12 protein-coding genes are annotated in these 15586 nt (G+C 55.3%); 7 read left to right on the top strand and 5 right to left on the bottom strand.

All coding sequences use genetic code 11. From position 1 onward, the window contains the following. Positions 1-613, top strand: a 613-nt coding sequence (locus tag Q0510_RS02385; RefSeq protein WP_298707883.1) for a hypothetical protein, incomplete at its 5' end; no start/stop codon positions are given. A gap of 32 nt (positions 614-645) precedes the next feature. Here the strand turns inward: Q0510_RS02385 and Q0510_RS02380 are convergent. Continuing rightward, positions 646-1083, bottom strand: coding sequence for a nuclear transport factor 2 family protein (locus Q0510_RS02380; protein ID WP_298707881.1), 438 nt, complete (start codon positions 1081-1083; stop codon positions 646-648). A 167-nt stretch (positions 1084-1250) separates the two neighbouring features. Here Q0510_RS02380 and Q0510_RS02375 point away from each other — a divergent pair, with 167 nt between their 5' ends. Continuing rightward, positions 1251-1724: a GNAT family N-acetyltransferase gene (locus tag Q0510_RS02375; protein ID WP_298707879.1), complete on the top strand. Its 474-nt coding sequence runs from the start codon at positions 1251-1253 to the stop codon at positions 1722-1724. Between the two features lie 5 nt (positions 1725-1729). On the opposite strand, the gene Q0510_RS02370 is transcribed toward Q0510_RS02375, so the two are convergent. Next, positions 1730-3880 carry a GH92 family glycosyl hydrolase gene (locus Q0510_RS02370; RefSeq protein ID WP_298707878.1) on the bottom strand — a complete coding sequence of 717 codons (2151 nt, stop codon included), beginning with the start codon at positions 3878-3880 and terminating at the stop codon, positions 1730-1732. Between the two features lie 291 nt (positions 3881-4171). Here Q0510_RS02370 and Q0510_RS02365 point away from each other — a divergent pair, with 291 nt between their 5' ends. The 3 genes from Q0510_RS02365 (at position 4172) to Q0510_RS02355 (ending at position 9003) form a co-directional block, all read left to right on the top strand. Next, positions 4172-6538, top strand: a complete 2367-nt coding sequence (locus Q0510_RS02365) for a TonB-dependent receptor (protein WP_298707876.1) — start codon at positions 4172-4174, stop codon at positions 6536-6538. 18 nt (positions 6539-6556) lie between these two features. Further along, on the top strand, positions 6557-7771 hold the full coding sequence (locus Q0510_RS02360; RefSeq protein ID WP_298707874.1) for a hypothetical protein: 1215 nt from the start codon (positions 6557-6559) through the stop codon (positions 7769-7771). Positions 7772-7842: 71 nt separating this feature from the next. Then, positions 7843-9003, top strand: coding sequence for a PepSY domain-containing protein (locus Q0510_RS02355; RefSeq protein ID WP_298707872.1), 1161 nt, complete (start codon positions 7843-7845; stop codon positions 9001-9003). A 54-nt stretch (positions 9004-9057) separates the two neighbouring features. On the opposite strand, the gene Q0510_RS02350 is transcribed toward Q0510_RS02355, so the two are convergent. Continuing rightward, positions 9058-11505, bottom strand: coding sequence for a TonB-dependent receptor (locus Q0510_RS02350; protein WP_298707870.1), 2448 nt, complete (start codon positions 11503-11505; stop codon positions 9058-9060). Between the two features lie 158 nt (positions 11506-11663). On the opposite strand from Q0510_RS02350, the gene Q0510_RS02345 reads away from it, so the two are divergent. Both Q0510_RS02345 and Q0510_RS02340 read left to right on the top strand, forming a co-directional pair. Beyond that, entirely contained in the window at positions 11664-12398 is a 735-nt protein-coding gene (locus Q0510_RS02345; protein WP_298707869.1) for a DUF2185 domain-containing protein, read from the top strand. 116 nt (positions 12399-12514) lie between these two features. Next, on the top strand, positions 12515-13474 hold the full coding sequence (locus Q0510_RS02340) for an alpha/beta hydrolase (protein WP_298707867.1): 960 nt from the start codon (positions 12515-12517) through the stop codon (positions 13472-13474). An 8-nt stretch (positions 13475-13482) separates the two neighbouring features. Here the strand turns inward: Q0510_RS02340 and Q0510_RS02335 are convergent, their stop codons facing one another. After that, on the bottom strand, positions 13483-15012 hold the full coding sequence (locus Q0510_RS02335; RefSeq protein ID WP_298707865.1) for a PEP-utilizing enzyme: 1530 nt from the start codon (positions 15010-15012) through the stop codon (positions 13483-13485). Between the two features lie 192 nt (positions 15013-15204). After that, positions 15205-15586 (bottom strand): transposase (locus Q0510_RS02330; RefSeq protein ID WP_298707863.1); only part of this gene is annotated, 382 nt, incomplete at its 5' end.

Genomic DNA, 15586 nt, shown 5'->3' with positions numbered 1-15586 from the left:
CTCGGGGCTTTTGCAATACCTGTATGACGAGATTCCGCAAGCCGCAGCGTGTGGCGTGGTGCTGCCGCCCGACGGGGAAGGGCTCGTGCAGCTGGAAGAAGTGACGGCGCCGTATTTTATCAGTCACGCCCCGGTGGGATTGTACGCTACGGCCGGTCCTTCACGGAATGGTGTTTTCATTGCTTCGTGGCAGGATGAAGAAGCCACCAACCGCGTCACGTTCGACGGGCTGCTGGATACCGACGGCCGCCACAAGCCCGATTGGCACCGGTTGTACGCGATCTGGAAAGGCGGCAGGGTTAAGGATTCCATCCCGCAGGTCAGCATCCTCCGGCCCGCCATGGCTGCCCGGGAAGGCAAAACCCTCGAGTACCGCGCGCTGCTGCGGGAAAACGGGAACTGGCAATATGCGGGGGATGGAGAGATTGCGTTTGAATGGAGCCTCGTGCGGTTAGACCGGCAGGGCAAAACCATCCGGCGAAGCAAGCTGGGAACGGGTGCGGTGATCCGTGTGGAAATCCCTTTCAACCCGGCGTCGTACAGGCTGCAGGTGTCCGCGGCCAGGGGCGGGGAAGTGTCGGTGGCGATGTCGACGCTCAATACGCCATTGTAAATTCAGTTCAGGCGCACCAGGGGATGGTTAATTCACTTTCCGTCGAGCCGGGTAACGTGTGCCGCAATGGCTATCCATTGGCCATCGCGCTTTTCATAAACGTCCATATAGTTATTTCTGACGGTGGTTTCTTTCCCGTTTTGCATCATGGTGAATTCCACTACGGCCACCACGATGCCGATATTCCCTTTCACGGTGATCTCCACGTTGTCGATCGTGGCGGAGGTAATGGGCGAGGCGGGTTTCGCTACGTTTTTAATGAGGTCTCTTTTACCGAAGCGCGCACCGGCGGCGTTGATCATTACGAGGTCATCGGCCACGATGCGATGAATGGCAGCGGTATCTTTTTCCGGATACGCCTGGATCCAATCGGCATTATGGTTGCGGAGGGCCTTATGGTCGGCGTCCTGCGCACTGGCGGACAATACGCTCAACAGGGAAATGGCTGCGAGGAGGATGGGGATCTGCATAACGGGGGATTTAACAGTTTTTACTACCTGAATTTACGAAATTCCCCTGCACCCCGGGCGCATTTTTCTTGATAAATAAATGATATTAAACATTGATTATCAATTAATTATTCAGTTTAATATAATTAGTTGACAAAAGCAACTATATTTTGTAGATTTGATTCACCATGCAAGCAGCCATTTCTTTCCGCACCGCCGCTTCGGCGGAGCAGTACGAAGCCGCCCGCGGTATCTTCCGCGCATATGCCCGTTCGCTGGATTTCGATTTGCAATTCCAGGGATTCGAAGCGGAACTGGAACATATCCGCGAGCAGTACGGCGCCCCGGAAGGCGCGCTCATCCTCGCTTACAACGGTAACAGGGCAGTGGGTTGCATCGCGGTGCGGAAATTCGCTGAAGGGGAATCGGAACTGAAAAGGATGTTCGTGCTCCCGGAGTTCCGTGGCCACCGGCTCGGCGAAACCCTCCTCCAGCAAGCCATCCAGGCCGCCAAAGCGCTCGGTTACCGCAAGCTCAAGCTGGACACCCTGCCCAACATGACCTCCGCCATCAAACTCTACGAAGCATATGGCTTCAGAAAAATCGCGCCTTACAGGTTCAATCCCATGCAAGGCGCGATCTATATGGAAGCGGATTTGTAAACCGCTTACTTCGTTTCTACAATTATTTCCCCTCCCTGCTGGAACAAACTGTGCGGCACAAACCATCCCTGCTGGGGCTTCCCGTTCACACGAACGCCCGTCAGGTCGCGGCTTTTACCCTGCCTGCGGATCGTCAGCCATTTGCCGTTTTCCGATTTCCAGCGTACCTCATCGAACAAGGGTACGGTAGCCAGGTATTCCGGATCGGTGGCGGAAAAAGTGTATAGTCCTGCCGCGCAGAATACATACCAGGCCGACATTTCCCCCGCATCATCCATTCCGCACAGCGCATTGCCGAACTCACCGATACCGTACAGGTGATTCAGGATCGTATCGATGACTTTTTGCGACTTCTCCGGCTTATTGATGAAGTAATAGGAGAACGGCGCCTCATGATCCGGCTGGTTGCCATGGCAATACTGCCCGATCATCGATTCCACGTTCCGCGCGATGTGATTCGGGTTCCAGGGAACGGTGAACAGGGAGTCCAGCTTGGATTCGAAGCCCGCCGGGCCGCCGTACAATTCTATCAATCCGGGCATGTCGTGCGGGGCGTAGAACGAAACCTGCCAGGCGTTGGCTTCGCGGTACATGTATTCGTAATAAGGGTATTGCGGGTCGAAGGGCGTGATCCAGTCGCCGTTTGCCAGCCTGCCGCGCATGAACCGCGTGGAAGGATCGAACATGTTGCGGTAGTTCTGCGAGCGCTGCATGAGCGCCCGGTAATTGGCCGAATCGCCCAGTGCGCGGGCCAGTTGGGCAAGGGAGTAATCGTCGTACGCATATTCCAGCGTCTTGGAAACACCGGCTTTGGCCTTGGTTTCCACATGCGGCTTGTCGATATGCGGATCGGAAATAAACCCTTTCTCGATGTATTCTTTCACATGCGGACGGGCGCCTGGTTCCATGTTCGCGTTTTTCAGCAGGATTTCATACGTCCCCTTCACATCGAAATCCCTGATGCCGCGCAGGTAAGCCCCCGCGATGGTGGAAGCGCCGTGATCGCCGTGGAAGAAGGTGGGGATGAACCCGCGCTTGTCGCCCACGTCTTTCATCGACCTGATCACATCCAGCGCTACATCGGGCGCCAGCAATGCGAGCAATACATCTTTATTGCGATAAGTATCCCAGAGCGAGGGTTCCGTGTAATACCGGAAGCCTTTATTGTCTTTCTGTCTTTTGGCGTCGGTGAAATCGCCGTTCACATCGCTGCGCAGGGCGGGCCAGAGGAAGGAGCGGTAAAGGCTGGAATAGAAAAGGCTGCGTTGCTTTTCGGTCCCGCCTTTCACTTCCACTTTCGACAACAGCTTTTCCCATTCCGCTTTGGCGGCGGCGCGGATGGCGGCGAAAGATTTATTGCCGATTTCTTTATCGAGGTTCTGTTTGGCGTTTTCGATGCTCACGAACGAAAGCCCGATTTTCATGTCTACGGGTTTGCTGCCGTCTTCCAGCCACACCATCGCGTTGCCGGAGCGCTTGCCTTCTTCCGTTTTATCGAGTTTTTTGATGTTCGTGTTGAGAACAGCGTAAAAATAGATACGCTCGCCGGTTTGCTGGTACCCTTGCAGCAAGTTCTTCCCCGTCTGTTCTATTTTCCAGTCGCTCACGCGGTTGTTGGATTTGGCGAGGTCGAACAGGATGCGGCGGTTGGCGCGGTCCTGGTAATTGTATTGATGGAAGCCAGCGCGGAGGGTGGAAGTCAGCTTGACGTCCACGTTATAATCGCTGAGGAACACCTGGTAGAATCCCGGTTCGGCGGATTCGCGCTGGTGGGAATAGCGCGACCCTGTGGCCGGCGCGCTGCCGGAAACGGGCAGCACGGGGATATTGCAGAGGTTCCAGTGGCCTTTGTTGGTGTGGGTGAAAGAAAGGATGACGGAATCCTCATATTCGTATCCCGCGCCGGAGCCGTATTCGGTCATCGGGCTGAGTTGCACCATGGCATTGGGCAGCGAGCTGCCGGGAAAGGTGAGCCCCGCCCAGGAGCGCCAGCCTTCCGGCAGGTGGTAGCCTACGATGGCGGAGTCGGTCAGCGGTTCGGTGCCGAGAAAAGTGTTGACATACTTCGTGAAATTCCCGGCGGATTGTCCATAGCCTTCATTTGCCTGCATCATCAGCATGCCGGCAAGGCAAATCATGAGCCTTTTCATCATCATAACGTTTGCTAAATCGATTCAGTAAATCGGGTGAACGCACAATATAGGCATCGTCATTTGGAAAATCCTCCCAAAAATGGATCAACGGTAAAGGAGCCGGCGGAAAAAGAGGTGAAGATAGTACCGGGCGGGTTCAAATTAATACCAGCTGTTTACCCCGATACGAACTTTTTGGTGAAGCGGGACCGGGAAAACGGCAGTATTCCGGATCGGATCAAAGATTTTCCCTTTTTGACATACTGCCAGGCATCCGCAGCCCGAACTTTGCCAGCCGAAACAAGAACCAATCAAATGTTCAAGCTTATCAGACTATTCATTATTCCGCTTGTATGTAGCTTCCTCACCACGGCAGCCGTGGCGCAATCCACCTCCGCCGTTTCCGGCCAGGTGAAATCGGCCACCGGCCAGCCGCTGTCCGACGCGGCGGTGACCATCCAGGGCACCAACGCCGGTGCATATACCAAAAACGACGGGCGCTTCCGCATCGGGAGCCTCAGACCCGGCAAATATACCCTCATCGTCAGCATGCTCGGCTACACCCGGCAGGAGCAATCCATCCAGCTAGGCAACACCGAACTGAAGATAGATATCGTACTGGCGGAAGAAACCCAGACACGCGACGGCGTAACCGTTATCGCCAAAGGCCAGAGCCGCCAGCTGAAAGAAAGCGGCTTCGCGGTAAACGCCATCGATACCCGCCGCTTCGCCAATTCCTCCGCGGATATGAACACCATCCTCAACCGGACCACCGGTGTGAAGGTGCGGGAATCCGGCGGAGTAGGCTCCGACTTCCATTTCTCCATCAATGGCCTCTCCGGCCGGGCAGTCCGTTATTTCATCGACGGCATCCCCATGGAAGTAATGGGCAGCTCCATGACGCTCAACAACGTTCCCGTGAACCTCGCCGAAAGGGTGGAGATCTATAAAGGCGTATTGCCGGTATCGCTCGGGGCCGATGCACTGGGCGGAGCCGTGAACCTCGTCACCAACCAGAACATTAAAAATTACCTGGACGCCAGCTACAGCTTCGGTTCCTTCAACACCCACCGCGCCGCCGTTACCGGGCAGGTCACCGGGAAGAAAACAGGGATCGTGGGCCGGGTGAGCGCTTTCCTCAACTACTCCGACAACGATTACAAGATGAAAGCAATGGAGATCTACAATGATCAGAAAGGTGAGTTTGAACTGAGGGATGTCCGCCGCTTCCACGATCAATACCGCTCCTCCATGGTGCAGGGCGAAATCGGCGTGGCCAACAAGAAATGGGCCGACGTGTTCTTTATCGGCGCCGGCTATTCCAACACCGGCCGCGAAATCCAGACCGGCTCCAACCAGGATAAAGTGTACGGGGAAGCCCGGCAGGACGGCGACGCCCTCAACGCGACCCTCCGATATAAAAAGAACAACCTCTTCACCGAAGGGCTCGATTTCAATTTCTTCGCATCGCACACCCGTGATAAATACCTCGTAACCGACACCACTATGTATGGCTATTTCTGGGACGGGTCGCGCGTGGAGCTGAACCAGGCGGAAATCAACAAAATCAAGACGCTGACGCATGTTATCCGCCCCCGGAACTATGCCCGCGCCAATCTCAGCTACAACCTGAATGCGATGCATTCCTTCAACCTGAACTATACGTTCGACGAAACGCAGAACGAAACCTATAACGAACTGGTCACCGACAAAGACGATAACCCCGGCAAAATCGGCAAACAGATCGTAGGACTCAGTTATCAGCAGAACCTGTTCAACGGCCGGTGGACCAACACCTTCTTCGGCAAGTATTACGGAATGCAACTGAAGCAGGACTCTATCCTGACCGACGAAGGCAAAATGATCTCCGGCGATGATTCGAAGGGATTCTGGGGTTATGGCGTGGCCAGCCGTTACAAGATCATGCCCGACTTTGGTGTGAAAGCGTCCTTCGAAAAGGCCTACCGCCTGCCGGAAGTAAGCGAGATGTTCGGGAACGGGTACGACCAGATCGCCAATCCCAACCTCAAACCCGAATCCAGCAATAACCTGAACGTTGGCGCTTACTATGGTACCCAGCGCGGAGACCACCGCATCTACGCGGAAGGCGGCTGGTACCTGCGGAACGCAGTGGATTTCATCTACGCGAAAACGTTCCAGTCCAACTCCCAGGTGATCCGTTACGAAAATACTTCCAAAGTGAAAGTGCAGGGAGTGGAAGGAGAAGTGCAATACGATTACCGCAACCTCTTCCACCTGACCCTGAACGCTACATACCAGAATTCCGTGAATAATACCAGCAGGGGCGAAGGAAAAGACGAAACGGAAGAAGCATCCTTCGGCAGCAAGATCCCCAACATGCCCTGGCTCTTCGGGAACGCGCTGGCCAGCCTCGGCAAAAACGACCTGCTCGGCAAAAACACCCGGCTTCAGCTGAACTGGGATATGCAATATGTACACTGGTTCTACCTGACCTGGTCCGAATTCGGTACCGTGGCTTCCAACAAGCGCGTACCCAACCAGTACATCCAGAACCTCGGGTTAACGTACTCCCTGCAAAACGGCAAGTACAACATCACCGCCGAGTGCCGCAACTTCACCGACCAGCGCGCATACGACAACTACCGCCTGCAGAAGCCGGGCCGTGCGTTCTATGTTAAGCTCCGTTACTTCATTCACTAATTTCATTTTCCTTTAGATATGAATACATTATTTGCAAAATGGAGCCGTACCGCCGCCCTCGTTGCAGGGATGGCCACACTCGGCGCCTGTGTGAAATACGACGATAAGATCTCCGTAGGCCCGGGCAGCGGCTCCGAAAACTACGCCATCTGGATCCAGCTCGGTTCCTGGCCCAATACCTCCCAATACATGGTGGGTTCGGAAAACCTCCAGGGTGTTGTAACGCTGAAAAACAATGGCGTTGAAGTAACGGGTAATGCGGATTACGGTATTATCGCGCGGGATGGCTATTACTACTATCCCAGTACCAGCAGCAACAACCGCAGGCTGGTGAAGTATTCTTTCAAGGATAACCGGCTCAACACCGTGAAACAGGTGCCTTTTACTTACCAGTCCGGCGTTTCCACATATTGCTGGATAGACGAAAACACTTTCGTGCTCGTTGGTACCGACGGCGCCGGCCAGAAAGTGCTCTGCTCCGTTGTAAACGCCAGCGACCTGTCGGTGAAGAATTCCATACTTCCCGTTGGCGCGATCCCCGCGGGATACGCGTCCGTAGCCACGCGCAGCCTTAATTACGTGGATGGCAAATTGTTCCTCACCCTGGCGTACACCGCGCAGTGGCCCAATCCCGCTTATCCTAAAGCTGTAGTCGCCATTATCGACTTTGCCACGCAAACGCTGGTGAAGCAGGTTGAGGACGGCCGCTCCGTAGGTGCGGGTATTTCCAATATGTGGATGGAAGCGACTGTGGTGGATGACAACAGCGATTATTACATGCTGTCCTATCCCGGTTGGCTGTCTGCCACCATGAAATCCGCGCTGTACCGGATCAGGAAAGGGGCTACTGAATTCGACGCTTCGTATTTTGTAGACATAGAAAAGGAACTGGGCGGCGCCGGCGTTGCGCTGTACGGCATCGGTTCGGGCAAAGCGCTGATGAAATACAAAGCGCTCCCGGATGACGGCACTGACGCGGAACACATCATGGCGTACGCACTGGTGGACCTCCGCCAGGGAAAAATCATCCGCAAGCTCACGGAGCTGCCGCTCGACAAGGGCGAAATGCTCCAGACCATCACGGTGGACGGCAATACAGCCTACATCATGGTGAATGCGAAAAACAGTAAAGACTATATCTGGGTATACGATATCGAAAAAGATACGGTTACGCCCGGACTGGAAATCTCCGGCGGCTACGATTACCTGCTGCGGGTAGACAAACTGAAATAATCACGTTCCGGCAACGGAACACTGGCACTTTCCCGCACACCGGGAAAGTGTCGTTTTTATGTACGACGACTATGAAATCTGCATTATTGAAATTCAACGCCTGGTTCCATCTCTGGATTGGGATCGTCACCGGGCTCATTGTATTCATTGTTTCGATCACCGGTTGCATCCTGGTGTTTGAGTCGGATATCCGCGACTGGCTGTACCCGGAAAGGATGGCGGAAGCTCCTGCGCCCGGTGCGCAGCAACTGCCGCCTTCGATCCTGATACCCGCGGCGGAAGCTGTGATGCCGGGGTACCACGTGCACGGGATCCAGTATCACATTCCGGGGAAGGCCGCGGAAATTACTTTCCATTCCGATTCTGTGGTGTATGTAAATCCCTATACCGGCAAAGTGAATGGGATCAGGGAGAAGATTGATTTCTTTTCTTATATGGAAACCGGCCACGTCACCTTGTGGCTGCCGAAGAAAGTAGGGACCAAGATCGTGCTTTACGGTACCCTGATCTTCTTTTTCCTGCTGCTGACCGGCCTGGTATTGTGGTGGCCTAAAAAATGGAACCGCCATAATATCAAAAACGCTTTCAACATCAAATGGAAAGCGAAATTCAAACGGGTGAACTACGACCTGCATAACGTACTAGGCTTCTACACGCTGCCGGTTACCATTATCATGGCGTTTACCGGTATTTACATGGGCCTCGGCTGGGTGCAGAAACCGTTTTACTGGCTGACTTCCGGCGGAAAATCCATGCCTGCGTATTATGAAGCGCCTTCCGATACCGCGGCGGCCAACCCCTTGCCGATCTTAAAAGTGGCGGATGAAGTATGGCGCAGGTCGGTGAACGAGCTGTCTCACCCGAAAAGCGCCGCCGTGCTCATCGGCATCCCGGACGACGAGGACGAGAAAACAGCGGCGATCTATTGCTACACCAACATGGAAGGCGCATTTTACACCGGCCATTACTTCGACCAGTATACCGGCGAGAAGCTGCAAGCCAGCGGTGTGGACGCGGTACCTTTCCAGGATGCCCACTTCGGTGATCAATTCCGCCGGATGAACTATTCCCTGCATACGGGGCTGATCCTTGGACTGCCAACGAAAATCATTTATTTCATAGGCTCCCTCATCGCCGCCAGTTTGCCCATAACCGGGTTTTATATCTGGTGGGGGAAGAAGAAGAAACAGAAAAAGAAACCAGCGAAGCGGCCTCAACAAGCCGCCGCCTGATAAAAAAAGCCGTTGTCATTCTACGACAACGGCTTTTTTTATGGGATAATAGGTTTATTCCCCTCCCTTGTCCCGCACATCGTCGTTGCTGATCTTTTTCCTGGCTTTCTGCTCGAACATCGAACCGAATTCCCAGTTCAGCGTCAGCTTCAGCGAGCGGTCGTAATACCAGTTCAGCACGCTGGAACGGAAGGTGGGCGTGTTGATGATTTCCGTCTGGCTGAGGGTGTTGTTAAAGGGATTGATCGCGGAGAGCGTGATGGTCATCTTGGCATCCGGGATCTCTTTTTTGGCCGAGAAGCTGTAGAAGAACCAGGGCGTGGTGTGCCCCTGGAAAGTGATTTTCCGGGTGGAATATTCGCCGAAAGCGGAGAGGGTTACCGCGCCGGGGAGCTTGTACATGGTGTTCACATTGACGTCGGTCGCCCAGCCTTTGCTCGCTACAAACAGCGCACGGCTTTCGTAATCCAGGCGGTTGACGTTCAGGTTGCCGTTCATGTTCCATTTCGATGTCAGCTGGAAGCTGCTGCTGAGGTTCAGTCCATATTGGCGATTACCGGCCAGGTTCTGTTTTTGCGTGGTGGCGATGCCATTGGCGCCGGTAGTGGTAAGGTCGAAGATGGATTGATCGGTTTGTTTATAGAACGCAGCCAGGTTGAGGAACATCCCCGACGAAGGCGTGAGGCTGTACGATAGTTCGCCCTGGTGCATGATCTCGGGCAGCAGCGAAGGATTACCCACCACGATGTTGCTGGGATCGCTTGCGTCGGCATTGGGATTGAGGTCCCAGATATAAGGCCGGGTGAGCCTTTTGGTGTAGCTGAGGCTCAGGCTTTGGATGTCGTCGAGCTTTTTGGAAAGGGTGGCGGTGGGCACGAAGTTGAGGAGCGTGTTGCTGAACGCGTCTTTCCCGCCCCGGAATTTACCTTCCATATCCGTATGTTCGAGCCGCGCGCCGGCTTCGGCGTACCAGCCGCGTTTGAACTTCATTTTCATCAACACATACCCAGCCACTACGGTTTGCGAGTAGCTGAACTTGTCGGAGCGGTCGCTGAGGAATACAAGCTCCGCGGGCGGCGGCGTGTCGGTGAACCAAACGTCGTAGTTGTTATTGGCGTCGCGGAAGATGGATTTCAGGCCGCTTTCGAGCATAAATGCACCGTCGGCCGACAAGGGATGGCTGTAATCGGCCTGCAGCGTGTATTCTGTGTTACGGGTCTTGCTGGCGTTTTCTTCACGGGAGCGGAATTTGCCGTCGGCCGCGGATTGCAAGGTGTTGTAAGACGAGTTGCCGCCGGTCGGGGAAACCTGAGCCATGGCGGTGAACTCTTGCCCGGGGCGCTTCAGCTTGCGGGTGTATCCCAGCGAAATGTCCGCGCCGAGGAAGCGTTCTTTTTTGCGTGCGTCCTGCATGTAGGCGTCGGACAACTCGCCGCGGGGGAGGAGGATGCGGGTGGTTTGCCGGCTGCCGTCGGGCCAGGAACCGAGCCAGGCGTTGACGTTCAGGCTGAGCTCGCTGGCGGAATCGGGTGTGAAGCCAATGGTCAGCTCGCCGGAAGTGTGCGGCATCACGTTATTCTGCCGTTTTTCCTGGAAGAGGATGTGCGTGGGCGCGCCGTTTTCCAGCGAAGTGCGTTCGGTGAAGGCGGCGGATTTATCCTGCAGCCGGTGGAAGTGGCCGTGGAAGCTCATATTCCACTTGTCGCGGGACAAGGAAATGCGCGGGTTGATGGCCTGTTCCCAGTTGCTGGCGGCCACTTCGAGGGCGCCGCTGAAGCGCTTGCTGCCTTTCTTCGTGATGATGTTGATAACGCCTGCCGCGCCTTCAGCGTCGTATTTGGCGGAGGGTGCGGTAATGATTTCCACCGACTGTATGATGTCGGCCGGCATCATATTCAGCGCATCGGCCGCGGAGCGCGCCATCTGCCCGGAATACTTCCCGTCTACCAATATGCGGAGCGTGCCGCTGCCGCGCATTGACACATTCCCCTGCGGGTCTACATTGAGCGCCGGCGCCTTGCGGAGCACATCGGCCGCGGTGCCGCCTTTGTTGCTGATGTCGTTGCCCGCATTGTATACGAGCATGCCGGGTTTCTGTTCGATCAGCTGCTTTCGCGCCACCACCTGAACTTCGCCGAGCTGGCGGGAGCTGGTGGACAGGAACAGGGTATCCGCCATGGAAGGCGCGCCCTGCGTAGCATTGAGCGCCAGCTGCAGCGGGCGGTGGCCTACGGATGAAACGACCAGCCGGAAGTGCCCCCGGCCCGGAAGCTGGATGCTGAAAGTGCCGTTCTCTTTGGAATAAGCCGCGGCTAGGGGCGCATCTTTATCGTCCAGCACGCCGATGGTCACGTAGGGCATCACCTGCCGCGATGCGGAATCCGCGATCACAGCGCGGATCACTGGGCCGGAAGCGCCCGTCTGCCCGAAAGCAGCCGTACTGCCGGTAATCACCGAAGCGGAAAAAATAGTCAGGAATATTGCATGATAGTTAAGTCGCATGGTCCGTTCACATTGTTTTGGGCCGCTAAATTCGCGCTTAAAAGACGGGTAAGTTTATGCAAACGGGAGAAAGATTTGCGAAAACGGGAATATTCAGGCGGAAACTTGGCTATTTTTACACCGCATCAATATTGAGCTCCACTATTTAATATATATCCATGGACGTAACGAACTTCCCGCCGATCGGCGCACTGCTGGTGTCGAAGATGATTATGGAAGAAGGCGCAAAGCCCGGATTCCTGTACCGCGAGAAAAGAGCAGATGAAGAAGATAGCGGCTGGCGCATCTTCTCTGGACAGGAATCGGACGAATACGCCCAGGAGAACGACAACTTCGGACTGTACTCCGCCAGTGAGGTGCTGGCCATAGATCCATCCCTCGCAGCCCTCCTGCTGAAAGGCGTGGGCTCCGTGTACGAACGCGACGAGCAGGGCGAATGGATGAAAATAGTGGATTTCGAGATGGAAGATAATTACATCGAAACACATGCACTGACCAACACCTGGCAACTCGATATCAATCATCTTTTTGAAAGAAAGGTGGAAGAAGGCGGCGATCTGTTGTACACGACCGGCGATAAATCCCTCCGGCTCACGATCTGGAAAGACGACAGCAAATCCCGCCAGCAACTCTATACCGAAACCCTCCAGTCCATCGAACACCGCGAGGAAGACGAAGCCCCCACACTGGAATCATTCGAATTCTCCGACGATAATGCCGCCAAAACCGGGTATATGATCCTGGAATCGGACGGGGTGACGGAGTACCACGTGATTTACGGTTTTAATATTGCAGACGGTGAAGTGCTGATGTCGGTATTTTATTTCGACGATGCCGCCGACCGCGAATGGGCGCTGCAAACCTGGCAGGGCATCCGGGCGGTGAAGGCTTAATCAGTTCATCCGGCTTTACAAACATTTCATTCCCGGCAACCGACGGCGGGAGCGCCCCGGCATGCATTTGCGGCAGCGATGCCTTAATTTCGCGGGCAAACAGAACCCCGGCTCCCATGAGTACAACTTTCCGCGTAGGCACCTGGCCCGAGGGCGCCGCATCCCTGCCCCCCGATCCCGGATTGATGAAACAGTTCAAAAGGCAAGGCAATTTCAACGTGCATCTTCCCCTTCCCATCATGCGCGGCATGGTGCACCTAGCCACCTGCCTGATGGCGCCCCGGTTGTACAAAGGTTCTTTTCAACAGCATTATCACCGCATTTCGGTGCAAAACCGCCAGGTGGGTATTCGGATAGTCCGGCCCGCCGGGGAAAGTGTTTTGCCCGCCGTGTTGTATCTCCATGGCGGCGGCGGTTTGCTGACCGACAGCTCCAGCTACCTGCGCGTGCTGAAGAACATCGCTTCCACCGGCAATGTTGCCGTGGCGGGCCTGGATTACAGCCGGGCGCCGGAACATCCCTTCCCGGCGGGCCTCGACGACGCCGTTGCGGCCCTGCAATGGTTGCATGGCAACGCGGCCGGTTTACGTATCGATCCCAACAAAATATCCATAGCGGGCGACAGTGCCGGCGGCAATCTTGCTGCGGGCCTGGCGCTCCGCAACCGCGACGGGGCAAGGCTTTCCATCTACAGGCAGGTGTTGCTCAATCCCAGGGTAACGCATGCCCGGCACTTTCCGTCGATGGGGCAATTTTCCGAGGGCTATGGGTTGACGCGTGCCGCGATGCAATTCTTCGAATCCCGGTATTTCCGTTATCCCGCGGATGCGGCTAACGTATACGCATCTCCGCTGGATGCACCGGATCTTCGTGGACTGCCACCCACGCTGATCCTCACTTCCGAATACGATCCGCTGCGCGATGAAGGAGAAGCCTATGCAGCGGCGCTGCACCAGGCCGGTGTGCCGGCAGAGGCTGTCCGGTTTGCAGGGATGGCGCATACGTTGGTGGTGTTCGGCGCCACGAAATCCGCTGCGGCAAAGGCGTTGCAGCTGATCGGGAATGTAGTCCGGTAAGTGGCACGCTAATCTTCCAGTATTTCCACTATTCCGTCCGTACCGTTTATGCGGATCCGCTGGCCGTCTTTGATAAGCCTTGTGGCGCCGTCTACCGCTACCACTGCGGGCAAACCGTATTCGCGGGCAATCACGGCGCCATGGGTCATCAATCCGCCTACTTCTGTGACCAGGCCTTTGATGGTGACGAACATGGGCGTCCAGCTGGGATCGGTAAATGCGGTGACGAGGATGTCGCCGGGTTGGAGATCCGCGGATTCCATTTGCAGGATTACGCGCGCCCTGCCTTCAACGGTACCCGGTGAAACCGGCAGTCCCGCCAATGCGCCTGGTGGCAATTGATCGCGGTGGTAGGTTCCGTTCAGGATTTCACCATCGGAGGTGATGACCCGGGGCGGTGTTAATTTTTCATAGTGACGGTAGGATGCTTTTCTTTCACGGATGAGCGATGCATCCAGTTGTTGCGTGGCGATCACTTCATGAAGCTCCTCAAAACTGAGGAAGTACATATCCTCCTTGTCTTCCAATACGCCGGCTTGTACCAGCGTTTCCGCTTCCCGGAGCAGCGCTTGCTTGTAGATAAAATACCGGCTGATCATCGCATACTTGGGATACTCGCGGTAGCCGGTGTAACTGCGGAGCAGGTCGATCATGCGCTTTGTTTCCGCAGCTTTTGCTTCTCCTTCGGGTAATGCCCGCAGGCGCTCGAGCAGCGAGCGTTCCATTTCTTCGGAAGCCAGCTTTCCCTGTTCGAACTTCCGTTTGCTTTCGCCCGGCGAAGTATTGCGGATATTGGCGAGGAGCAGGGGGATGAGCGCGGAGGGATTTTCGGCCCAGCGGGTTTTGGTGATATCGATCTCGCCGGGGCAACGCATACCGTAACGGTCGAGGAATTCCCGGACCGCGCGGACAATCGATTCCCCGCCTTCGAAGGAAAGTAAATCCTCCGGGAAAGTACTGCCGCCAGGCTGTTGCAGATGCGCCAGTATAGCGGGGAATGGCCGGATCAGATCGGCCACGTCCAGCAACTCGAGCCCCATTTCGGCGGTCACATTGCCGGGGGCCGACAGCGATAACGTATCACCCGCGTGCTGTACGCCCAGCCATTCCGCCATCTTTTCGTTGAGCCAGTTATAAGTGCCCATGGCGGTCAGGATGACGGGCAGATTTTGCGGTTCGGTGAGCTCTTTTTGCAGTTGACTGCAGTTTTCTTTGATGAAATCCAGCAAGGCGGGGCCGGATTTCGTTTGAATGTCCTGCTTTAATTGCGCAAGGGCCTGCTGGCTTCGTTGGATCAGGCCGGGTACAATGTTGGGGTCGTTGCCGATGGGTGGCTGGAAGAAGGCCGGCGGGAGGCCTTTGGTAATGGGAGCGCTTCCTTCAGCCGGGATGAAATCGCCGCGGTTGATGATGGTGAGGAGGGCGTCTTTCATCAACAGGTCCGACTGGCCGAGGGTTTCCAGTATCTTTTGCCGGCTGGCGGGTGCGGCCAGCATGGGCGTCAGATCCACGAATAACCTGCCGCCGGCTGTACGCATGGCCGCCACGGTGGTTAACAGGTAAAAAGATAAGCCCAGCGGTAAAATGTCAAGCGCCTAATCCAATAAAATTGGAAAAATATTTGGCCTCAAAATCCAAAAAAGACACTAAAAAACTAACCCCAGATATTCAACTGGTAATAACTGGGCAGCCGTGATTGGCGGTCACTTTGCGGTCCTTAAAGGAGGCGATCAACCACCCCTCTTTCTGGGCGTATATAGCTGGTTCGTGCGCAGCAAAGCATAAACCAGCCGGACCAGTTTTCTTGCGGTTAAGACGAGTGCCCTCTTATGCTTATGAGTATGGGCTTCATCGTACTTGGCTTTATAGAAATCAGCATATTCCCGATCATGCAACCTAATCAGGTTGGCTGCCTCTACCAGGTAATAGCGCAAGTACTTGTTGCCGGAGCGGACACGTTTAATATCTTCGGCCTTCCACTCGCCGGACTGCTGTTCGTTCCACACCAGGCCGGAGAACTTGGCCAGTGCCTTGTGGTTTTTAAAACGCTTGACATCACCGACTTCCGCCAGAATGCCGGCGGAATAGACTGGGCCGATACCCTTGAGTGAA

Source organism: uncultured Chitinophaga sp. (assembly GCF_937874145.1).
GTDB lineage: Bacteria > Bacteroidota > Bacteroidia > Chitinophagales > Chitinophagaceae > Chitinophaga.
Note: the sequence above shows the minus strand (reverse complement) of the source record. Positions and strands in the feature narration are given on the sequence as shown.

Excerpts from the sequence above, each read along its gene's own strand:
- Q0510_RS02380 (WP_298707881.1), bottom strand. The coding sequence starts at position 1,083 with ATGCAGATCCCCATCCTCCTCGCAGCCATTTCCCTGTTGAGCGTATTG.
- Q0510_RS02375 (WP_298707879.1), top strand. The coding sequence starts at position 1,251 with ATGCAAGCAGCCATTTCTTTCCGCACCGCCGCTTCGGCGGAGCAGTAC.
- Q0510_RS02370 (WP_298707878.1), bottom strand. The coding sequence starts at position 3,880 with ATGATGATGAAAAGGCTCATGATTTGCCTTGCCGGCATGCTGATGATG.
- Q0510_RS02365 (WP_298707876.1), top strand. The coding sequence starts at position 4,172 with ATGTTCAAGCTTATCAGACTATTCATTATTCCGCTTGTATGTAGCTTC.
- Q0510_RS02360 (WP_298707874.1), top strand. The coding sequence starts at position 6,557 with ATGAATACATTATTTGCAAAATGGAGCCGTACCGCCGCCCTCGTTGCA.
- Q0510_RS02355 (WP_298707872.1), top strand. The coding sequence starts at position 7,843 with ATGAAATCTGCATTATTGAAATTCAACGCCTGGTTCCATCTCTGGATT.
- Q0510_RS02350 (WP_298707870.1), bottom strand. The coding sequence starts at position 11,505 with ATGCGACTTAACTATCATGCAATATTCCTGACTATTTTTTCCGCTTCG.
- Q0510_RS02345 (WP_298707869.1), top strand. The coding sequence starts at position 11,664 with ATGGACGTAACGAACTTCCCGCCGATCGGCGCACTGCTGGTGTCGAAG.
- Q0510_RS02340 (WP_298707867.1), top strand. The coding sequence starts at position 12,515 with ATGAGTACAACTTTCCGCGTAGGCACCTGGCCCGAGGGCGCCGCATCC.
- Q0510_RS02335 (WP_298707865.1), bottom strand. The coding sequence starts at position 15,012 with ATGCGTACAGCCGGCGGCAGGTTATTCGTGGATCTGACGCCCATGCTG.